15 protein-coding genes are annotated in these 21,099 nt (G+C 61.8%); 7 read left to right on the forward strand and 8 right to left on the reverse strand.

Features of this window, described 5'->3' with window-relative positions; genetic code table 11:
• From EOA24_RS02535 to EOA24_RS02565, 6 genes are all read left to right on the forward strand, one after another.
• The coding region (locus EOA24_RS02535; protein WP_210213577.1) for a hypothetical protein at positions 1 to 459 on the forward strand (459 nt) is incomplete at its 5' end.
• 3 nt (positions 460 to 462) lie between these two features.
• Entirely contained in the window at positions 463 to 1,431 is a 969-nt protein-coding gene (locus EOA24_RS02540) for an electron transfer flavoprotein subunit alpha/FixB family protein (RefSeq protein WP_126081357.1), read from the forward strand.
• Position 1,432: 1 nt separating this feature from the next.
• Positions 1,433 to 3,358 (forward strand): (Fe-S)-binding protein, encoded by a 1,926-nt coding sequence (locus EOA24_RS02545; protein WP_126081356.1) that lies wholly within the window; start codon positions 1,433 to 1,435, stop codon positions 3,356 to 3,358.
• Positions 3,359 to 4,022: 664 nt separating this feature from the next.
• Positions 4,023 to 4,928, forward strand: a complete 906-nt coding sequence (locus EOA24_RS02555; RefSeq protein WP_126083721.1) for a ribonuclease Z — start codon at positions 4,023 to 4,025, stop codon at positions 4,926 to 4,928.
• Between the two features lie 9 nt (positions 4,929 to 4,937).
• Positions 4,938 to 5,405: a metallophosphoesterase family protein gene (locus tag EOA24_RS02560; RefSeq protein WP_126081355.1), complete on the forward strand. Its 468-nt coding sequence runs from the start codon at positions 4,938 to 4,940 to the stop codon at positions 5,403 to 5,405.
• A 1,032-nt stretch (positions 5,406 to 6,437) separates the two neighbouring features.
• A complete protein-coding gene (locus EOA24_RS02565) occupies positions 6,438 to 9,365 on the forward strand; it encodes a trifunctional glycosyltransferase/class I SAM-dependent methyltransferase/polysaccharide deacetylase (RefSeq protein ID WP_245466952.1) in 2,928 nt (975 codons plus the stop codon).
• Between the two features lie 55 nt (positions 9,366 to 9,420).
• Here the strand turns inward: EOA24_RS02565 and EOA24_RS02570 are convergent, their stop codons facing one another.
• The 5 genes from EOA24_RS02570 to EOA24_RS02590 form a co-directional block, all read right to left on the reverse strand.
• A complete protein-coding gene (locus tag EOA24_RS02570; protein WP_126081354.1) occupies positions 9,421 to 10,101 on the reverse strand; it encodes a redoxin domain-containing protein in 681 nt (226 codons plus the stop codon).
• Between the two features lie 18 nt (positions 10,102 to 10,119).
• The gene (locus EOA24_RS02575; RefSeq protein WP_126081353.1) at positions 10,120 to 13,419 is read right to left on the reverse strand and encodes an adenylate/guanylate cyclase domain-containing protein; all 3,300 of its coding nucleotides are present in this window, start codon (positions 13,417 to 13,419) and stop codon (positions 10,120 to 10,122) included.
• A 239-nt stretch (positions 13,420 to 13,658) separates the two neighbouring features.
• Positions 13,659 to 15,044, reverse strand: coding sequence for a hypothetical protein (locus tag EOA24_RS02580; protein WP_127257018.1), 1,386 nt, complete (start codon positions 15,042 to 15,044; stop codon positions 13,659 to 13,661).
• Positions 15,045 to 15,094: 50 nt separating this feature from the next.
• Positions 15,095 to 15,616: a GNAT family N-acetyltransferase gene (locus EOA24_RS02585; RefSeq protein ID WP_127409548.1), complete on the reverse strand. Its 522-nt coding sequence runs from the start codon at positions 15,614 to 15,616 to the stop codon at positions 15,095 to 15,097.
• Positions 15,617 to 15,792: 176 nt separating this feature from the next.
• Positions 15,793 to 16,644, reverse strand: coding sequence for a hypothetical protein (locus EOA24_RS02590; protein ID WP_245466950.1), 852 nt, complete (start codon positions 16,642 to 16,644; stop codon positions 15,793 to 15,795).
• Positions 16,645 to 16,819: 175 nt separating this feature from the next.
• On the opposite strand from EOA24_RS02590, the gene EOA24_RS02595 reads away from it, so the two are divergent.
• The gene (locus EOA24_RS02595) at positions 16,820 to 18,235 is read left to right on the forward strand and encodes an adenylate/guanylate cyclase domain-containing protein (RefSeq protein WP_126081351.1); all 1,416 of its coding nucleotides are present in this window, start codon (positions 16,820 to 16,822) and stop codon (positions 18,233 to 18,235) included.
• Between the two features lie 15 nt (positions 18,236 to 18,250).
• Here the strand turns inward: EOA24_RS02595 and EOA24_RS02600 are convergent, their stop codons facing one another.
• The 3 genes from EOA24_RS02600 to EOA24_RS02610 all read right to left on the reverse strand — a co-directional run bounded on the left by EOA24_RS02600 (position 18,251) and on the right by EOA24_RS02610 (position 21,098).
• A complete protein-coding gene (locus EOA24_RS02600) occupies positions 18,251 to 18,730 on the reverse strand; it encodes a class I SAM-dependent methyltransferase (protein ID WP_127257718.1) in 480 nt (159 codons plus the stop codon).
• A gap of 191 nt (positions 18,731 to 18,921) precedes the next feature.
• A complete protein-coding gene (locus EOA24_RS02605; protein ID WP_126081349.1) occupies positions 18,922 to 20,103 on the reverse strand; it encodes an ABC transporter permease in 1,182 nt (393 codons plus the stop codon).
• Positions 20,100 to 21,098: an ABC transporter permease gene (locus EOA24_RS02610; RefSeq protein WP_042639159.1), complete on the reverse strand. Its 999-nt coding sequence runs from the start codon at positions 21,096 to 21,098 to the stop codon at positions 20,100 to 20,102. Before EOA24_RS02610 ends, EOA24_RS02605 begins: the two co-directional genes overlap by 4 nt.
• Position 21,099: the final 1 nt, after the last annotated feature.

Below are 21,099 nucleotides of genomic sequence, written 5' to 3' on the forward strand. Positions count from 1 at the left end.
GCGCTCGCCCGCTCGAAGGCCGCCAACCTTGTCCTGTGCGGCGTGCAGTCGACCGAGGATCTCTTCGGCCAGCTTGTGCCCTATATAGGCGCCCTGCTCGGCTGGCCGCATGTCTCCGGGTCGAGCAGGCTCGGCATCGAGGGCTCGGCCCTTCGGGTGACGCAGGAACGCGGCGGCGGCATCGCCGCGACCTACGAGATTACGCTGCCAGCGGTGATCGGCGTGCAGACCGCTTCCAAAGCGCCGCGCTATGTTTCGGGAAGCAAATTGCGAGAGGCGTCGAAGACGGCCATCGGCAAGGCGCCGTCCGAACCTGCCAGGTTCGAACGATCGGCCGAGATCGTCGCGCTGAGAATGCCTGGACAGCGCGGCACCGGTGAAAACCTGGGAGACAATCCCGAAAATGTCGCCGAAAGGCTGGCCAGCATCCTGGCGGCCAAAGGTTTTGCGGGGGTTTGAGCGATGCGAATTGTCGCCTGCACGGAAGGCTCATTCGGCAAGCTCGAGCCCTTTTCGCTGGAAATGATCACTGCGGCGCTTGCGGCCGGCACGGCGAGTGACGAGGTCGTCGCTTTCTTCGCCGGGCAGGATCCGGAACCCGCCATCGCCAATCTCGGCGCCGCCGACAGGCTCGTCGCGGCGACAGCGAGCGGCTCTCAGCTTATCGCCGCCGAATCCTACGCGCGGCTGTTGGCAAATACTGTCGCCGCCGAAGAGCCCGGCCTGGTGCTGGTGCCTTATTCCGCCAATGGACTCGACGTCGCCGGCGATCTCGCTGCGCGCACGGGTTGGCCGCTGGTCTCCTATATCAACGAAATTAACCGCGACGGAGACCGGCTAACCATTATCGCGCAGGTCTATGGCGGCAAGATCCTCGCCGAATGCAGCGTGCCCCTGCCGGCCATTTTGATGGTCAATCCCGGCGCCTTTGCCGAGGCCGAACGGCGTGTGGTCGATGCATCCAGGGTGCAGCATTCTGACGCCACGTCAATCGTCGCCGAGGGCAAAGTCCGTCTCGTGCGCGTCGATGTTCCCAGCTATGACAGCGTCGACCTCACGACGGCCGAGCGGATCGTCTGCGTCGGTCGCGGCATCGGTGACGAGGCCAGCATCGACATCGCGCGGGGGCTGGCGGACATCCTTGGCGCGGAGATCGCCGGCAGCCGTCCCGTGGTGGATAGCGGCTGGCTGCCCAAGGTGCGGCAGGTCGGCAAGTCCGGCCAGAAGGTCAAGCCGAAGCTCTATTTGGCGCTCGGCGTTTCCGGCGCGCCTGAACACCTCGAAGGCATGTCGAAGTCCGACCTTATCATCGCCGTGAACACCGACCCCAAGGCGCCGATCTTCAACGTCGCCCATTTCGGCGCGACCTGCGACCTGTTCGATCTCGTCGCCAATCTGAGCGAGCGGCTGCAGGCAGCGTCCGGCCGTTGATATGAGCGAAACGCCAATTCTATGGACCGTCACGCTGGCGGCCGCCGCGCTCACGGCTTGGCGTTCCCGCCGCTACATCGCCGCGCTGGCGCAGGCGCCGGGCGCCAGCCGTTTCGACCAACCCTGGCGCCGCCTTGAAGGCGTCGCCATCGCGATCGGGCTGCATCGCAAGATGCTTCGCAAGCCGCTGTCGGGGGTCCTGCACGCGCTGATCTTCGTTTCGTTCTTTGTCCTGTTCACCGTCACGGTCGAGGCGTTCGGCTCACGCCTGTTTCCCGGCTTTTCACTCGCGCCAGTTGGCGGCGACAGCTGGATCGCCTTGCTCCAGGATTTGTTCGCGGTGCTGATGCTGCTGGGTCTCGGCCTGGCCGTCTACCAGCGCTATATCCTGAAGCCGGCGCGGTTCAGGGGTTCGAGCGGAACCGATGCGGCGATCATTTATGTGCTCATCCTGCTCATCGTCTCATCCCTGCTGATCGAGGCCGGCGCACGGATCCTCGGCGGTGCCGACGGCTCATGGCGGCCGGTCGCGTCGCTTATAGCCGATCTGCTCCGTGCGTTGAGCTTTCCCGCCGATCCGGCGGAGCGGATCGCCTATTGGGTCCATATCGGCGCCATCCTCGCCTTCCTGATCTATATTCCAGGCTCGAAGCATCGGCACATGTTCCTGGCCGCGCCGAACATCTATTTTCGCAACCTCGAAGCGGCCGGGACCGCGCCCGCCGTGCCTCCCGATCGCGAGAGTCCGGGCGTGGCTTCGCTCGCCCAGTTCGACTGGAAGCAGCAGCTCGACCTCTTGTCCTGCACCGAGTGCGGACGCTGCCAGGCGGTCTGCCCGGCCTATGCCTCGGGCTTGCCTCTCAGCCCGAAGATGCTGATCACCGATATGCGCGACGCGCTGGCGAACGACGCGTCAACTCCTCTGGTCGGCGGAGTGATCGCCGAAGAGACGCTCTGGGCCTGCACGACCTGCCGCGCCTGCATGGAGGCCTGTCCGGTCGAGATCGAGCATCTGCCCAAGATCAACGACATGCGGCGCCATCTGGTCGATGAAGGTCATGTCAGCCCCATGCTCCAGGACGCGCTGTCGAACCTCACGCGCCTCGGGAACTCGATGGGCAAACCGTCGAAGATGCGGGCGCGCTGGACCAAGGAACTCGGCTTCCCGGTCAAGGACGCGCGCAGCGAACCGGTCGACGTGTTGTGGTTCGTCGGCGACTACGCATCCTACGACCCGCGCGTCCAGGACGTGACCCGCAAGGTCGCCGAGCTTTTCACGGCCGCCGGCGTCGATTTCGGCATTCTCTTCGATGCCGAGCGCAACAGCGGCAACGACGTGAGGCGCGCCGGCGAGGAAGGCCTGTTCGAAACACTTGCCCAATCCAACATCGACGCGATCCGCGCCTGCAGCTTCAACCGCATCGTCACCACGGATCCGCACAGCCTCAACGCGCTGAAGAACGACTACCGCCATTTTGGCGGCGCGTTCGAGGTGCTTCACTACACGGCGCTGCTTGCCGAACTGGTGGCGGCGGGCAGGCTTGATATCGCCCCGGCCGACGGCGCCACGGTGACCTATCACGATCCCTGCTATCTCGGCCGCTACAATGGCGGCTTCGACGCGCCGCGCGACCTGATCAGGGCAGCAGGCTATACACTGCACGACATGCCGCGCTGCCGCGAGAATTCCTTCTGCTGTGGCGCCGGCGGCGGACGCATCTGGCAAGGCGACGACGGCGTCAAGGAACGACCCAGCGAAAACCGCATCCGCGAGGCGCTTGGCCTCAACGTTGAGATCTTTGTCGTCGCCTGTCCCAAGGACAAGGTCATGTACACGGCCGCCACCGACGCGCTTGGCGTGGCAAGCAGTTTGAGGATCCTCGATGTGGCCGAATTGATAAACCTGCGCGAGGCACCCAGTGCCTGATGGTTCTGTGGTTTGATGGCGGAGCCGGCATTCCGACACCGCTCAATGCCGGAGACGGGAAGTGCTGCGTAGTCGGGATGAACTTTGGGCAAGTCTGCTAGCTGTGTGGCTCACAACGTTCGCTTTCAGGCTGCGGGGAACTGAGCCTAACATCAGTAGGAGGCGCAAAGCGGTCATCCGTGGCTGTGTAACAAACTGGGTAACCAGCCATAAGAAAATGCGAGTAATTTCAATGGTTTAAGCAGGAATTCGAAAGACGCTCTCTCCGCCATCGCTGTTGCTACGATATTGAATCGCCTGCAGATTTCGCAACCCTAGTCTTCAAAGCCCGCATTTTACCCCACATTTTGAACAGGATGTGGCGGCTTATTGAGCGACCGAAGAGGACAAAGCATATGAGATCAAAATCATCGCGGGACATGCCGGGCCCGAAACCCCGGAAGGACAAAGAGCGGGATACCCGGGAGGCGGAGGCCAAACGCCCGACAGGACCAATGACCGGGACCGCGACCTCGTCCACGGTGATGGTCAAACCTCCGGGATAAAGTCTGAGCAGGGCGTGGCCTCAAAATAGTCAAAGACAGCCACGGCAGGCTTGCCCGGGTAGAAAGCGTTGTTTGCCCGCTTTGAGGCCTTACCGCTCGCGGGCTAGACTGGCTCCATGATTTTCAAACTGACGTTTCTTGGCACCTCGGCCAGCGTACCCTCTGCCGAGCGAAATCACCCTGCCCTGCTCATCGAGGCCGGAGGCCACCGAATTCTGGTTGATTGCGGGGAAGGCACGCAGCGCCAGCTGCTGCGCAGCGGCGCCGGGTTCAGGCGTCTTCACCGCCTGTTGCTCACGCATGCCCATTTCGACCATATCCTTGGAATCCCCGGCCTGTTCTCGACACTCCGGTTGCGGCAAAGTGACGATCTCCTGACCGTCCACGGAGGCTCGGACACCCTGGACCTCGTTGTGCGCATGCTCGCTGGTCTGTGGGGTGAAGGACGAGCGCCGATCCCACTAAAGCTCGAGCCGCTGACGCCCGGCCGGTTTTTCGACGCGGACGAATTCATGATCGACTGCTTTCAGGTTCGTCACCGCGACACCGATAGCTACGGCTTCGTGCTCGAGACTCCACCGCGCCGCCACCTTCGCGCCGAGCGCCTCACGTCTCTGGGCGTGCCAGACCGTCCAATCAGGAAGGAACTGGTAGAAGGCCGGTCTATAACCCTCGTCGATGGCCGAACAGTTGCTCCCGAAGATGTATTAGGCCCGCTGGAAGCAGGCAAGAAGCTGGTCATCATCGGCGATACGGAGTCGACCGATGATCTCGCGGACCATGTCTGCGGCGCCGACCTTCTGGTGATCGAGGCCACCTTCCTGGAACGGGATGCGACCATGGCCCGCGACTATGGTCATCTCACGGCTGCGCAGGCGGCATCTCTGGCAGCGATGAGCAACGTGAAGCAGCTCGCTCTTACGCATATCTCTGGTCGATATGCCGACGAAGAAATACTCGCGGAAGCCGTGCGGGCATTTCCGAACAGCCGTATTGCGGCTGATCTCGATGTGCTCACCATATAATGGCCGACAATGAAATTCAGGTTAGGCATCATTTCTGACACGCACGGCCTATTGAGGCCTGAGGCGGAACGACGCTTGGCCGGGGTAAACCACATCATCCATGGCGGAGACATTGGCAGTCCTGACGTTATTTCCGCGCTTCAGCAGATCGCACCGGTTACCGCGATCAGAGGCAACGTGGATACGGCCCGGTGGGCTTCAACCTACGCCGATACGGCGTTAGTGCGGCTGGCAGGCCGAACCTTCTACGTCCTTCATGATCTCAAGGCGCTTCAGGTCTCACCAGCGGCACTCGGCATCGACATGGTCGTGTCGGGTCACTCCCATGTGCCAAAACTCAAAACCGTTGACGGTGTGCTCTACCTTAATCCGGGCAGCGCCGGTCACCGTCGTTTTAAGTTGCCGATCACGCTTGCGACGGTTGATATCACGCCTGACGGTCTACAGCCGGCTATTCACGATCTAAGTAGCGGCTAAGGCGCGGGCTCAAGGCGGTCGGGTGCCAAGCGGGACGCATCGGCCGAATGAACGCCCGCGCGCGATCAATCATGCGGCGCGGGCCAGATGCGGCCAATGCGTCACAGCCGGTCGACGTGCTCGGGTTCGAAATCACCCGGCGGAACCTTTCCTGCCCAGTCTGACGGGGTTACGCTGGTTAGCAAATCAGCCTTCCTGAGAGGCTGCTGCCAAGCCGGCAGGTCATCCCAAAAGTGTCTTCACGTTGTAACCTCCCAATTACAACCTGCATCGACGCGCTAGGGAATATGCGCCGAGATTTGGGTTGGTAGGTCCCGCTGCCGGTTAAGAAGGCGTCCTGGAGTCTCGTCTGGAAGCAGCCAACGGTCTTGCCGCCTTAGGGACAACGGATAGGGTATTCACCTCAGTGACTCAGCCCCACCAGCGCGATGTCAGGTTTCGGGAAAAACGAACTCATTTGCTAATGGATCACCTCTTTTTACATGCATTGTCGAATCGGCGCCTGCGACTGTGATCTGCATGATCTGATGGCCCCGGCATCGCGGACGGTGCAAACAGGGTCCGTCGGCTCTACCTCGGCCATCAGCTCGCGGACTATATCGAACGCGCTTTCCATGGCCTCACCTTGGCTCTTGAGAAAGGTTCCGTGCGCATCATGATAGACATCCCCGCCTTAGTAGTAGTCGGCCGGCGGAGCTTGCGATTCTTCTTAAAGGAATCGACTGGGGCGCTCCCGAGGCGTGTCTGGAGACCTGCGCTCGCCGGCTGAATCGGTCCGCCGGATGCTCGGAAAAGCCTGGAACCCATAGGTCCTGGGCCATGTTGATCGATCTCGCGAATCTGCCTCCCGACCCGCAGCTTTTGCAGCGTCTCGAGCGCGACATGGCTGCAGCGGTCGAGAGCCGCGACGGCTGCTAGCGCAGAGCCCAATAGAGGCGCTTCATTGCCAAAATTGAATGGAAATACACACGGCAAGATTAGCCACCCAGCGATTGCAAAAGACGCCAGTTTACCATATCCATTGCACCCGTTATGATGCCGGTGACCGCGGGTTGCGCTGATGGGGACCTACCTTCGAACCAGGCGCGGGTAGACGGCGTGGTGCATAATCCTTTGGTGTCAATCGTGGTTCCGGCGCACAACGCCGAAGTGACGCTAGCGCGTGCACTCGATTGCCTTCTGAATCAGAAAATAGTGAATTGGGAGGCGATCATCGTTGACGACGCCTCCACGGACCGCACCCCCGCGATCGCCGCCCGTTATGCGGAGCACGATAGCCGTTTTCGGGCATTGAGGTCTTGTGCGAATAGCGCCGCCGGCGCGCGCAATAGCGGGATTGCGACAGCGCGCGGAAACTGGCTCATGTTTCTTGATGCGGACGATTGGGTGGATGCCAGCTTCCTGGCGAAGATGCTGGCCGCACTGGAAACCGCCCCCGATGCAGTGGCCGCCTATTGCGGTTCCCAGCGCGTGATGCCCGATGGCGAACTCACCGCGTCGAGCATCCCAACGGAGGTTGCGATCCAGCCCTTCGAAACATTCGCCCGCCAGTGTGCCATACCGACCAACGCACTCCTGGTCGATCGGCAGACAATTGTCGAATTGGGCGGTTTCGATGTGTCGCTGCGTACCTGCGAGAACTGGGATCTGTGGCAGCGCGTCGCACGGCTAGGGAAGAATTGGGTGATGGTCGACGAGCCGCTGGCTTTCTATCAGACCAGCCCCAACTCGCTCTCGCGTAATTCGAGGCAGGTGCTGGCAGATGCGGAAATCGTGATCGCCCGCGGTTTTTCTCCTGATCCCAGGGTCAAACACCCGGCATCGGCTCACGCCAATGGAGCGGTCGAGACGATCGGCCGCTCCGCATCTGAAGCCCTCGCGTGGTTCGCGTTGTGGAACGCCGCGTCGGATTGCGGCAGCGGCTCGCGTTCGATCGACCCGCAGTCCCTGCGCGCGCTCCCCGCGCAACGCAAGTGGGCGCGACAGATCGCCGAGGTGGCCTTGGATGGCGTTATGGCAGGAAGCCTGTCGGCGCCGGCGCAATTGGCTGCCAGATGGGACAGGTTCGGCGGCGCCCTCACCGGGTTGATCACCAGGCTCGGAAAGGTTTGGGAAAATTCCGTCGCGGCTCGCCGCGTCCAGTATCACCTCGAACAGATGCTTCTCGACTTCGACGATCTCGCCGCGCCGCGACGGCTGGCGCTGACACTTGGACTTCGGGTCGATGCTCGAAATCCAGCCGCGACCCAACTTCCGGAAGGAATCGATCAAATCTATGCCTGGCTGATGCGGGACGCCCAGATCGAGGCTCGCGTGCAGTTTGGCGTGCTCGGGACCGTGGCAAGGCATCACTGGATTGAATTGACCGCAAATGTCGTGGCGCCGGACCAACTGACACGCGGGTCAGATCCGGACAGCCACTTCGGCAAACTCGAGCGATTGGCCGCGAAAGCGGTGGAGCTGGTACGGTCGAACGCCGAACCCACCGAGCCGCCTCCAGCGCCGCGCCATGCACGGGCCGCGGATGGGCGCGACAACGATCGCACGTCGTTCTGGAATGGCTATTTCGCGATCGAGGATCCCTGGAACTACGGTTCGTCCTATGAGCAGGAAAAATATGAGCGGCAGCTCGAAATTCTCCCTGCCGGCCACATCGACCGAGCGCTTGAACTGGCCTGCGCTGAGGGCCATTTCACGCGACAGCTCTCGCCTCGCGTGGGTCATCTGACCGCAACCGACATCTCCGCCATAGCCATCGAGCGAGCACGCGAACGGTGCAGCGATCAGTCTAATGTTGAATTCGGCGTGCTGGATTTCGATGCGGACACGCTGCCGGGCGGGATGGATCTGATCTTTTGTTCGGAAGTGCTCTACTACCTGGATGATCTCGATGAGTTGCGGCGCATCGCTAAGAAGATCGTCGAGGCGTTGGCGCCTGGCGGCAGTTTTGTCACCGCGCACGCATTCGTGCTGCGCGACGATCCGAAAAGGACGGGCTTCGACTGGAACACATTCGGTGCGCAAGCGATCTCGGAGACGCTGTCGGCAACCGAGGGCCTGGTCCTCGAGCACTCGATCCAGACCGAACTCTATCGCATAGACCGTTTCCGCCGCCTGTCGCCGGGCGAGGTGGCGACCGAACCGAGGATTGACCATTTGCCGGTCCGCGCCCGAGTCGAAATCGGGGTCGCGCGAAAAGTCGTCTGGGGGGGGGCGCGGGCCTTGCGCCGCGACGTCGCCCGCAGCGAGCGGCGGCCGCATATCCCAGTCCTCATGTATCACAGCGTCGCCGATGATGGTCCGGCCGGGCTTGCCCGTTTTCGGCTCACGCCCGCCGCGTTCGCCAGTCAGATGGCATGGCTGCGCGCCAATGGCTTTCACGCGATTGGGTCCGAGCAGTTGGAACAGTCCATCGCCAACCGCCAGCCCTTTGTTGGCCGCCCGGTGCTCATCACCTTCGATGACGGCTTCCAGAACTTTGCCGACCATGCCTGGCCGATCTTGCGCGCGAACGACTTGACGGCAGAGGTGTTCCTGGTGACGGACTTGGTGGGTGAAAGTGCAAGATGGGACGCCGACAGCGGCCCGCCGACGCCGCTTATGGACGCCGCGACGGTGCGAAGCCTCGCCAGCGAAGGTGCGTTGTTCGGAAGCCATCTGGCGACGCATCGCGCGATCGACGGTCTGTCGAGCTCTGACCTTGCCGCCGAACTCCTGCGTTCTCGTATGTTCGTCGAACGGTGGACCGGTCGCACAACCACGGCGTTCGCGGCACCCTACTCCGTCACCGACCGACGGCTTGGCCGGTTGGCCAGAGAGTGCGGCTATCGGATCGGCTTCGGCGGCAAACACGGGCCGGCGCACCTCGACTGCGATCCCATCGATCTTCCGCGCATCGAGATTCGCGGGGATCGCTCGCTCGATGACTTTGTTGCCGTTCTCGAGGCCGCGCTCGAATGAACAAATTGCTTCCGCTTTTTGTTTGGTGTCCCGCCCGACTGCCTCGTTCGCAAGTCTATTGGGCGACTTGGGACACGGCTGACATCAGCTCCCGCGGGCTTGGTGCCGCGAACATGTATCGCCCACCCTCCGGAACTTCCGTGAAGCTCCAGCGGACGATCCCCTGCCGGTCCAGTAGGAACTGGCCGATCAGTTGTCCGTGTCCCGTCGCCATCATCTGCTCGTCGGCTTCGGTCACTTCGTAGTGGTCTTTATTGTCGAGAAACTCGCTGGCCGCAAAAGGATCCATGGGACCGGGCAACTCGCCTGGTATGTTGACCCGCATATCCTTTGCCGCTGCCATCGAGACCTTGTACGGCCAGTTGGTCTCGTCTTGGGTGAATTCGAGATTGGGCAGTCCAAAGGCACGATGCGAAGCGCGTTCGGGGTCGGAAGCCGCAAGCAGATTCGGCATCGGGTGGTAACGGAAATAGAGACGTGCCCGCTCGATCGGCGTGTTGACCACCGTCAGGCTTCCCACGCCCTTTTCGCGCAGCTCCGGATCAAGCCGCGCCTGGGCGGCGATATGGCGCCGGCAGAACGCGCAATGCAGACCTCGGAAAAGGCCGACCAAGACCGGTTTTTGTCCGCGAAAATCGTCGAGCGCGATCTTGCCTTCCTGGGTTATAGCGTCGAGTACCACGTTCGGCGCACGATCGCCTGGTTGAAGCGGTATCAAGTCAATGCGCGCTGACATTGCCAACCTCCAACCCGGCTAGTCGAGAAAAGGCAGCACCACAAGCCCTTCCGGGTCGAGCCCGTGCTGGGCGCATATACCCTGCGCCAGGGAAAAGTAGCGTTCGGCCTCGGCCAGATTGTCGAGGTCGAGATTGAGCGTTGCGAGACCATCATAGCACGGAAACAGCAGTTGCGGCTCGCCCGTTTCGCGAGCTACGTCCAGCGCTTCGTGGAATAAGCCAATCGCGAGTTCCGGACGGCCGTTGCACTGGTGGATCTGCCCAAGCACTATCAACGGTACGGACAGGTGCTCGCGCTGGTCGAGCGCCCGGTCGATCTCGATGGCCTTCTCGGCGGCCGGCACGCCCTCCGTCGGACAGCGATCCGTGAAAGTACAGCAAGCGACCGCCAGATTGGCGAGGAGGCGCGCCTGGTATCCCAAATCACCAATACGGCGCGCCACCTCAAGACCGCGCCGACAGACCTCCATCGCCTTTGCCGGGTCGATGGTCGTGTAAAGCACGCCGAGATTGGTGTAGCCGCGGCAAGCCGTGCCCATTAGACCGGCGGCTTCGGCCAATTCGATGCTGCGCTCGACCTGGCCAACGGCTTCGCGGTCTCGTCCAAGGCGTGCCAACGCGACAGCCTTCGTATTGAGCGCCTCGGCAGTCACAAGAGTGGCATCACGCCCTACCTCGGAGACATGTTCGGTTGTCAGCGTGCGTACACAATCCAGCGCCGCGTCCGCCCATTTTGCCGCGAGAGCGTTGCCTCCGCTGCGGAACGCCTGTCGGCCACGTTCTTGCCAGAGATGCGCCTGCTCGACCGGGGCATCGGCGCCATCGAGCAGCGCTGCCGCTTCGGCGTAGCGCGATTCCGCGTTGTCCCGCTTGCCGACGTCCCAGAGCAGCCGACCGATCTTGCGCAAAACCCGCGCCGAAGCGACGCGATCGGCCGACGCGCGATATGCCTGCAGCACCGTCTCGTAGTGCTGGTGCGCGACGTCGCGGCGGCCTGCCGGGCCGCTCAAGTCGGCAATGCGCTCTGCGATTGCCAGTTTGAGCGGTGTTTGCCCGGTCGCGCCCAACGCAGTCAGTGCTCGCTCGTAGAAACGAAGGGCGTCGTCGTTGGCATATATCATGCGGGCGCGATCGCCCGCCGCCTGCAGGTAACGCGCGCCCCTCTCCCGCTCGACACTCTGTGCGAAATGATGACCGAGCGCGGTCAAATCCTCGAGCCGTTCCGGCTTGTCGCCGCACAGTTGCTCCAAGGCGGCACCGACCCGCCCATGGATGTCGGACCGGCGTTGCAGGAGCAGATTCTGATAGATCACGTCCTGCAGCAATGTTTGTGTAAAGCGGTAGCTTTGCGACGAAACCGAACCTGATCCGGCTACCTCCTCTATGATTTCCGCATCGCAAAGCAGTTCGCAACCGGCTTCCAGACGGCCGGGGTCGGCTGTCACGGCTTTCAAAAGGGTCGCGTTGAAACGCGGGCCGATCACAGCGGCTTCCTGAGCCAACCGGCGCACCTCGTGCGGCAGCCGGTCGACGCGGGCAAGCAACATTGCCTGGATGGTGGCGGGAATGCCGGTTGCGACTTCGCCTGCCACTGTCCGCCATCGCTGGCCCTCGCGCATCAGTACACCGCGGTCGATAAGGCCGCGAACGATTTCCTCTACGAAAAGCGGATTGCCGCCCCCGCGCTCGAGGATCTGGTCGGGAAGCCCTCCTGCTGAGTTTACCCAACTCTCGCCGAAAAGCGCCGCCAGCAGTGCGCGTCCGTCATCATTGTTGAGCGGCGAAAGCCTGAGCGCTGTGTGACTGACCCGACTTGAGTCGAGCTGGTCGTTGTCCGGCGCCGGACGATGCGTGACCAGCAACATCAACCGCGTGCGTTCCAATCTGTCCATCACGAAACGCAGTGCCTCGAGCGACGCGGCGTCGGCCCAGTGCAGGTCTTCGACGACAATCAACAGCGGCGATAAAGCAAGCCGCCGTTCGATGATTGTGCGGACTGCGTAGAGAATTTGCCGACGCAACTGCTCGGGCTCGACATGCTGCAAGGTGGCATCGGGGTCGCCAAGGCCAAGCACATGGTAGATCAAAGGCATCAGCCGATCCGCCTCCTCGCCCTCCAGGCCGAGATCGGTTAGCAAACCTGCGAGCTTGCCTCGCATCTCCTCCCCATTGTCGTTTTGCATCATCCCGGCAGCGCTGCGCACCACTGCGCCCAAGGCGCCAAATGATTGTTCCCCCAGCGGTGAGCACGTCGCCTGCCGCACGGCGACGTTGCGAAAACGATCCTCGTCGCCGACGCGGGCGACGAACTCCTTCACCAGCCGCGATTTCCCGATACCGGCTTCTCCGACAAGGCGGACAAGCTGGGCCGAGCCGCCGCACGCCTGGTCAAGGCTGGCCAGCATTCTATTGAGCTCCGCACCGCGGCCTATTATCGGCGCGCTCAGGCCGAGCGCCTCGAGCCCACGCGCTGCACGCGGCGTCGCAAGCGGTGCATCCAGTCGATGGACGAGCACGCTGCCAGCCTTGCCGCGAAGCGCGACATCGCCCAGCGACTCATATGAGAACGCATGGCGGGTCAGCCTGTGGGTGAGCTCGCCGACCAGCACCTCACCCGGTGCGGCTAGCGATTGTAGGCGTTGCGCCGTATTCACCGTGTCGCCGGTCACCGAATAGGATTTGGCGGTGCCGATGCCCAATCCTCCAGTAACGACCGGACCAGTGTTTATGCCGATGTGGAGTAACAGAGGCGAGCCGGAGTGGGAGGTGCTTTCGCCGAGCCGCGCCGTCCGGGCGATCATGTCGAGAGCGGCACGAAGCGCACGCTCCGGATCGTCTTCATGTGCGACCGGCGCACCGAACAAGGCGAGCAGCGCGTCGCCGATGAATTTGTCGACGAAACCACCAAAGTTTCGCACGGCCGCCGTCAATTCCTTAAACAAGTCGTTCTGCAGCGCTTGCATGACCTCTGGGTCGAGCTGCTCGCTGAGCGTCGTGAAGCCGCAAAGGTCCGCGAACAGGACCGTCACCGTTCGGCGATCGGCGTCGGAGGCGGGATGCAGCCCATCTTCGCTTTCGATGTTCGCAAGCAGCGACGGAGTTCGAGAAGGCGGCACAATGGTCCGGCTTGGTGTCGGAGCGGGACGCTCGACGACCTTTGCGGACGCACCGACACCAGCCCCGCATTTCGGACAGAACTCGAAATCAGGTGCGCAAAGGTAGCCGCAACTGGCGCATGGCACGGGCTGGCGCTTGCCACACTTCGGACAGAAGGCGAAACCGCGCTCAACCTCGAAACCGCAGCCCAAGCAGTCCATGCAACAAGACCTCACTTGCGGCCGTGACGGGCATGATCTCGCCACGTACTTCACGGCCAGGGTATTCACACAAGGATGAACCGATCGCCGTCGACCGGCAAGCGCCAGCGCAAATGGGCATGGAGCGACCAGTATGGGTTCAAGGAGGCAGCCGGATCAGAGGCCAAGTTCACCGATAGGTCGCCGTCGGTTGGCGTTGCGCACTAGAAAATCAACCTGAATAGGGCCTGAAGCAAGGCTCAGGTCCCCTTGATCTCCGCCCAGCCGATCTTGCGCCATCGGGAGTCTTCGCGGACCAGTTTCAGGTCGTCGGTCGTGTCGGCAAGTGTCCGCAAACTATATTGCCGGAGCAGTTCCGGGAAGAGCGCCCCTTCCGGCAGGCCGGCAAGCTGCTCGCGGACCGATATCTTTTCATCGATGACTCGCATGCCCCAGGCATTTTCGCGCACCTGCAGCTCCGCAGCCAGATCGCGCTCTTCCGGCACGTTTTCATCCAGCGCGGCCAGCAGGATCGAGTGGAAAAGCGCTACGTAGCCAATCTGTCTCAGGCCGCCCACGGCCCGCACGCGCGGCAATATGGCAAGGACGAGGAACATCAGGAACAGGTTCGGCAGCAGCACGCCATCCAGCAGCGCCTGCCTGAGATGCGGCCGCTCGAACGGGATGGAAAGACCGTGCGGCCTGTCAGGCTCGATCAGGTGTCCGTTGTCGAGGGCGAGCTTGCGCACGCGCTGCTCGCGGATGCCCCAGAAATAGTCCGTCGCATTGGGCAGGAATCTGCCAAACGGGCCCGATGCGGCCTCTTGCAACGCATGGTCGAGACGCTGGCGCCTTGCGGGCTGGGTGAGCAGCCTGGAAAGAAGGCTGCCGTCATATTCCAGATGCCGTGCCATGGCAGAAGCGGCGAGCCGATCATCGATGAAGACGGGAGCGGCCATGCCGGAACGATCCCAATTGGCGACCAGATCCTCATTGAGGGCCGTCAGCGCATCGGCGGCGGTTCCAAACACCTTGTCCTGGCTGGAAAGCAGTGTGCCCCGCCAGCGGCTGCCATCCGTTTCATCGCCAACCGCTTCGAGCGCGCGCTTGTTGAGGGAGACAGGACCGGCCACGCAGACGCTCTTGCGGCACAGTTTGTGGCGCCCCAAGCCAAACAGGTTGACCTTGTCGTCGCCGACATCGAGCCATCCCGGCCCCTCCCGGCCAATGGTCTCCATGGTCATCGTCGTGCCCATGAAGCCGACGAAGGCCGACAGCCCGTTTTCTACCGCGCCGAGCCAGGCAAGCAGCAGGGCATCGAAGGTAATCCGATCCATCAGGAGGAGGCAGTGCAGGCCGGATTGAATCACCGGTCTGTGCTCGAACTCTTCGACGACCTTAGCGACTTCCTCAGGCTGCATAATTACGTCGAGGCGCTGACGCAGGACGTCGCGCAGGATCGAGCGGGCGGCGATCGCCGGGCCCGATACAGGCCTTGCCACCGGCCGCCACAGATGGCGGGCGTAATCGGAAACCGGTGCATTCCAGTTCTGCTCGATGTCGCGCACGACTTCAGGGCAGAGCAGCGACAGTACAGCCAGAATTTCCACCGGAGGCGTAGGGGTTGGATCGAAGACGGCGGTCATTGATCCCGTCTAGCCGCATGTGGTGCAAACGCCAAGGGAAACAGCGAATCTTAGAACCGCAGTCGGGCCATGCTCAGGAGGTCGTGGTACTGCCCGTCAGTAAAGCCGGCCTTCACATGCCGACCTTCGACCTCGAAGCCGTGGCTTGTGTAGAGACGGATGGCCGGTTCGTTGTCGGCATAGACGGTCAATTCGACCCGCTTCAGGGCCCGCCAGTTATCGGCCACGTCGAGCAGCGCGCCGAGTATGGCAGAGCCGATGCCCTTGCCGACAAAGGCATCGTCAAGGCCGATGTTGATCTCGCCGACATGCGAGCGGCGCGAACCCTGCACGACAAGGTTGCCATGGCCGACGACCTTGCCTTCCAGCTCCGCCACGATCCAGGTGGTTTCCTGGCCGGACTTGGCAATGCGCCGCTCCACCTGCTCCACCCGCTCGAAAGGCATCCTGAGAGTGCCCTGGCGAAAGCCCGTCATGTTGAAGATAGCGCAAAGCGCCTCCGCATCGCTTGGCCGGACGGCTCGAAGCTGCGGTTCGATTTTCTCGGAGGATGGCGAGGTCGTGCTGGTCATGGCGTTCCCGGCTAGAGCAATTCTAGGAAAGGTGTAAGCGGTTTTCCGCCCGGAATTGCGTCAGAACAACGAGATAGAGCAGTTCGCCGTTTCCTTTGAAACGGTGAAATGCTCTAGGGCGATCGGCCCGGCACGATGCACCGGACGTCACTCGAAAATCCAGTCGTCTCCATAGTCTATGATGCCGATTGCGAGCTAAAATACCGGAAGGCAGCGTAGAATTTGAAGACGCCGCTGAGACCGATCCAGCCGAAAAGGGCGAGCCAGCATAATGTCTTTGTTGCCGTCCAGTCGATCCGGTGCACCGCAGCGTCGGTGATGACCAGGCCAAGGATGGCTAGCAGGCCAACCAGAAGCTGCGCCAGACCGAGCACCAGCAATTCCTCGCGCGGAGCGTTTTTCCATAGGAGATACACGCCGCCGGCGCCGGCGAGGAAGATGGCGCTGTAGACCTGGGCGTGGAAGGGATCGACCGGCCACGGCCAGCTGCTGCTGACAACCCGGGGGAACAGCAACATGCCGACGCCGTATAGCCCAAGGATCACCGTTTCCGCTGACATGTAGCCGCGCCATGCGGGGGTTAAGGCCACGCCTTTTGCCGAAGGACGGGCCCTGGCCCGCCACAGGAACAGCCCGGATACCGCGGCCGAGGCAAGATAGACAAGGAACCAGAGCCAGGCCGCTTTTCGTTCGAAGTTGAAATAGCCGAGATTGATGAACGAAGCCGCCGACACGATGACGGTGAAAATGAAGGCCATGACGAGCACCAGCCTGCCGGGCGACCAGCGATTCCAGAACAAGAGCGCCGCCATCACCGCCATTTCGGCGGTGTAGAAGCCGCCGAGGAAGCGGGCGCTGAACGGCGTGACGGGCCACGGCCAGCGCGGCTTGACCAGCGTGGGCGCGAAAAACAGGCCGGCGCCCACGATCAGGACGACGATGACAGCCGCGGAGAAAAGGCGAAGGGCCCCTGGAAGCGGCGGATTGTCGGATTTCGGCATGAGAGAGAGCCCAAGATGAATGCCCATGGACCATCATAGTGCCGCTTGCAGCCGGTGAAAATCTGCCGAGTGGAATTGAACCGTCATCAGGCTTTGTTCTATTCGAATGGCCGTAGGGTCAATTTAGACGTAAAATGGAGCATTCGGACCAAAGCGCGGTCCAGTTAATACGCCTCGGGGCGGATTTTACGGAGCCTGCACGATGAACGAAGCTCAGGATCTGTTCTCGCTTCTGCGGCAAACGGCCGATGTCGATCCCCCGGCTGTTGACGCGATCAAGCGAGCCATTGCCGAGGGCGAGGACCGCGAACTTTGCCGCATCAATGTGCTCGCCTTCGCCAGCAAGCATGGCCTCGACGAGGAGCGCGCCATAGGCGCCTTTCTCCACGCCGCGCGGGTAGGCATCTTCGACATTTCCTGGAATGTTCTGTGCCCCGGCTGTGGTGGGGTGCTCGACACCAACGCCACGCTGAAAACCCTGCAGAAGGACGAATACACCTGCGCGCTGTGTTCCCAGGGCTATTCGCCGACGCTGGACGAGATGGTCGAGGTGACATTCACCGTCAGTCCCCGCACACGCAGGATTGCCGCCCACAATCCACACGAACTTCCTGCGGTGGAATATTTCCGCCAGATCTACTGGGCGTCCGGCGTCGACGTGCCGGAGGAGGGTTTCGCGCAAAAGATGGAAGAGTTCTCGCTGGAGGACATCGAGCTTGCGCCCGGTGAGAAGGCGGTTCTGCCGATACAGCTTCCGTCCGAATTCATCATTGTCTTCGAGCCGGTCACCCATTCAGCGCAGTTCATCGACGTGAAGGGCGAACCGACAAAGGAGCGCCGAAGCCTCTCTCTGGTCTTCGACCGCGACCATGTCCAGAGCCAGACGCTGGAGATGCAACCCGGCCCGTTGCGCATTTCGCTGGAAAATAGGACCGACACGCGTGTGTTGCCGGCAGTTTTCATCGCCGGCCATGAACTGCATGAATTTCTGGGGAAACGCCGACCCTTTCTCACCGCCAAGCGACTGCTGACCAACCAGACGTTCCGCGATCTCTATCGCACGGATACTTTGGCCGTCGACCAGCGCCTGAAGATCACCAGCCTGACTTTCCTGTTCACCGACCTGCGTGGATCGACCGCGCTCTACGAGCGTGTGGGCGACCTTTCGGCCTTCGATCTCGTGCGGGAGCATTTTCAGGTTCTGCAAGATATCGTCGCGGCGGAGGCGGGCGCGGTGGTGAAGACCATCGGCGATGCCGTGATGGCGACCTTCGCCACGCCAGATCGTGCGATTGCTGCGGCCCTCAGGATGCGCGATGCCATGCGCGCGCTCAACGACAAGAGTGGGCGCGAGGATCTGCTGCTCAAGATCGGTGTCCATGCCGGCCCCTGCATCGCCGTGTCCTTGAACGAGCGGCAGGACTATTTCGGCCAGACGGTCAACATTGCTTCGCGGGTCCAGAACCTTGCCAACGCACAGGCGATCTTCGCCACTCGTGCGGTGGTCGACGACAATCTCACCGCCGACCTGCTACGCAGGAAAGCGCTGAAGCCGGAGCCCCACGAGGTCTCGCTGCGCGGCATTGAGCGGGAGGTTGCTGTCTATATGATCCCCTGACGACTTCTCGACCTCTCACAGTCGCCTATAGATAAAATAACGGTCGGCGGGCACCGAAGGCGGCGGCGGGAGGCGTTCCAAGTGCGGGTGATCGAGCGGCGTGCCGCTGACGGCGATGCCGCCGACGCGAAGCAGGCGCGCGGTCAGGTCGGGAAGCCAGGTAGCGGTCACTGCGTCGCGATCTTCATACCCGGTGCCGATGTCGGCATGAAGAAGAGCGGCGTCGATGCCAATGAACCTGATCGCCGTCTCGCGTATTTCGCCGAGCACGAGGTTTTCAGCTTCGGGAATTGAGCTGGCGTGGGCGGCCAGTGCGCGGTCGAACGCCACGATCCGGCGTCCGGGCAGGCGCTCGCGCAGATGATGAAACGTCCGGCCATTGCCGAGGCCGAGCTCGAGGACAGGGCCCTCGATGGTCGCCACCTGCGCGCAGACTTGATCGAGAATGTCGCGCTGCGCGGTCAGCCTGCGGATGAAACTCTCGAGGCGACTCATTTGCGTTTGTGTGTCCTGAACCAGCTCAAGAGATCGGCAATGCCCGGGACCGGAACGGTTCGCGGGTGAAACCCGAGGGCGATGTATTAAACCCCGATCGAGCCTCGCGGCATATAGAGGCGAACGATGAACACTGCAACAACCGAACAGGCTGCGGACAAGGCGGCCCGGCGTACAGCAGGGTAACGATGTCACTTGTAAGGGTCTGCGGCGTCCCGCAGGCCGTCGCCGAGGAAGTTGAACGCCAGGATGACGAGAATGACGGGGAGGATCGGCAAAAGCAGCCATGGATAGAACGCGATCACGCTAACGCTGCGCGCCTCGGTGAGCAGGATGCCCCAGCTGGTTATCGGCGCCCTCAGGCCAAGCCCGAGGAAGCTCAGCGCCGTCTCGCCCAGGATCATGCCGGGGATGGAGATCGTCGCCGTCGCGATCAGATGCGACATGAAGCCGGGAATGAGGTGCCGGCGGATAATGCGGCTGCTGCTGGCGCCCATCAATTGCGCGGCCAGAACGTAATCCTCCTCACGCAAGGCTAGAAGCTTTGAACGCACGGCCCGCGCCAGCCCGGTCCAGTGGAGCAGCCCGAGGATGACGGTAATGCCGAAATAGATCAGAATCGGACTCCAGGTTATCGGCATGATCGCCGCCAGAGCCAACCATAACGGAATGCTGGGAATCGATTGCAGAACTTCGATAATTCGTTGAACGATCAGGTCGGACATACCGCCATGATAGCCGGCCAGCCCCCCGATGACGATGCCAAGGACGAAGCTGAAAGCGATGCCTACGAGGCCGATCGTCAGTGAAATGCGTGCGCCATAGATGATGCGCGAGAGCACATCGCGCCCCAGCCTGTCGGTGCCGGCCAGAAAGAGCTGGCCGTTTTCGGCAGGGCAGACAAGATGCCTGTCACCTTCGATCAGGCCCCAGAACCGGTAACTGTCGCCCTTGCAGAAGAAACGGATCCGCTGAACATCATCCTGCTTGTCCATATAGTTCCGCTTGAGCGTGTCCATATCCAGCGTCATCTGGCGGCCGTAGACGAACGGCCCGACGAACTGGCCGTTGTGGAACAGGTGCACCTGCTGCGGCGGCGAATAGATGTAGTCCATGTTGCGCGTGTGCAGATTGTAGGGCGCCAGGAACTCGCAGATCAGTATCCCGAGATAAAGCGCTACCAGGAATATGCCGGACATGAGGGCAAGCCGGTGCCGCCGGAATTTCCACCACATCAGCCGCAACTGCGACGCCTGAAAGACCTTCGACTGCTCCGGCGTCATCGCCTCGACCGACTGCAGGTCAAAGGGCGCAATGGAAACGTAATGTTGCAGCGGAGCACCCGGAGCGGGCAGCGGAGATTGCGTGTTCATTTGGTGCTGCCGCCCTGCAACCGAATTCGTGGATCAAGCAGCGCCAGCGCGAGGTCGGAAATCAGGACGCCGATGACCGTCAGGAAGGCGAGGAACATCAGGAATGACCCCGCCAGATACATATCCTGGCTTTGCAGCGCCTTGATCAGCATCGGCCCGGTCGTTTCCAAAGACAGCACGATCGCCGTGATTTCGGCGCCGGAAATGATGGCCGGCAGGATCGAGCCGATGTCCGAAATGAAGAAATTGAGCGCCATGCGCAGCGGATATTTGACCAGCGCCTTGAAGGGATGAAGGCCCTTGGCGCGCGCGGTCACGACATATTGCTTGTGCAGCTCGTCGAGCAGATTGGCGCGCAGCCGCCGGATCATGCTTGCCGTGCCCCCGGTGCCGATGATCAAGACCGGGATCCAGAGATGGGCGAGGATCGATTTCGCCTTGGCCCAGCTCATCGGCTCGCCGAGATATTGCGGGTCCATGAGATGGCCGATGGACGTGCCGAACCAGATGTTGGCGAAATACATCAGGATCAGCGCCAGCATGAAATTCGGAATGGCAAGGCCGAGAAGACCGAAGAAAGTCAGGCCGTAGTCGCCCCAGCTGTATTGATGGGTGGCTGAGTACATGCCGATCGGAAAGGCGATGAGCCAGGTGAAGATGATCGTGACGAAGGAAACCAAAATGGTCAGCCACATTCGGTCACCGATGACATCGCGAACCGGCAGCTCATATTCGAAGGAATAGCCGAAATCGCCGTGTAGCATTCCGCCGACCCAGTAGAAGTAGCGAATGACCGGCGGCTTGTCGAAACCATACTCCTTGCGCATCATCTGGATGCGATCGGAATCCACCGCTTCGCCCTGAGCCCGAAGCTCTGCAACATAGCTGTCGAAATAGTCGCCCGGGGGAAGTTCGATGATCGTGAACACCAGCGCCGATATGATCAGCAGCGTTGGAACCATCACAGCAATGCGCCAGACAATATATCGAAGCACG

It is taken from the genome of Mesorhizobium sp. M2A.F.Ca.ET.039.01.1.1 (assembly GCF_003998035.1).
In the GTDB taxonomy this organism is placed as follows: domain Bacteria; phylum Pseudomonadota; class Alphaproteobacteria; order Rhizobiales; family Rhizobiaceae; genus Mesorhizobium.

Coding starts and splice junctions, on each gene's coding strand:
- EOA24_RS02540 (WP_126081357.1), top strand. CDS start 463: ATGCGAATTGTCGCCTGCACGGAAGGCTCATTCGGCAAGCTCGAGCCC.
- EOA24_RS02545 (WP_126081356.1), top strand. CDS start 1,433: ATGAGCGAAACGCCAATTCTATGGACCGTCACGCTGGCGGCCGCCGCG.
- EOA24_RS02560 (WP_126081355.1), top strand. CDS start 4,938: ATGAAATTCAGGTTAGGCATCATTTCTGACACGCACGGCCTATTGAGG.
- EOA24_RS02565 (WP_245466952.1), top strand. CDS start 6,438: ATGATGCCGGTGACCGCGGGTTGCGCTGATGGGGACCTACCTTCGAAC.
- EOA24_RS02570 (WP_126081354.1), bottom strand. CDS start 10,101: ATGTCAGCGCGCATTGACTTGATACCGCTTCAACCAGGCGATCGTGCG.
- EOA24_RS02575 (WP_126081353.1), bottom strand. CDS start 13,419: ATGGACTGCTTGGGCTGCGGTTTCGAGGTTGAGCGCGGTTTCGCCTTC.
- EOA24_RS02580 (WP_127257018.1), bottom strand. CDS start 15,044: ATGACCGCCGTCTTCGATCCAACCCCTACGCCTCCGGTGGAAATTCTG.
- EOA24_RS02585 (WP_127409548.1), bottom strand. CDS start 15,616: ATGACCAGCACGACCTCGCCATCCTCCGAGAAAATCGAACCGCAGCTT.
- EOA24_RS02590 (WP_245466950.1), bottom strand. CDS start 16,644: ATGGGCATTCATCTTGGGCTCTCTCTCATGCCGAAATCCGACAATCCG.
- EOA24_RS02595 (WP_126081351.1), top strand. CDS start 16,820: ATGAACGAAGCTCAGGATCTGTTCTCGCTTCTGCGGCAAACGGCCGAT.
- EOA24_RS02600 (WP_127257718.1), bottom strand. CDS start 18,730: ATGAGTCGCCTCGAGAGTTTCATCCGCAGGCTGACCGCGCAGCGCGAC.
- EOA24_RS02605 (WP_126081349.1), bottom strand. CDS start 20,103: ATGAACACGCAATCTCCGCTGCCCGCTCCGGGTGCTCCGCTGCAACAT.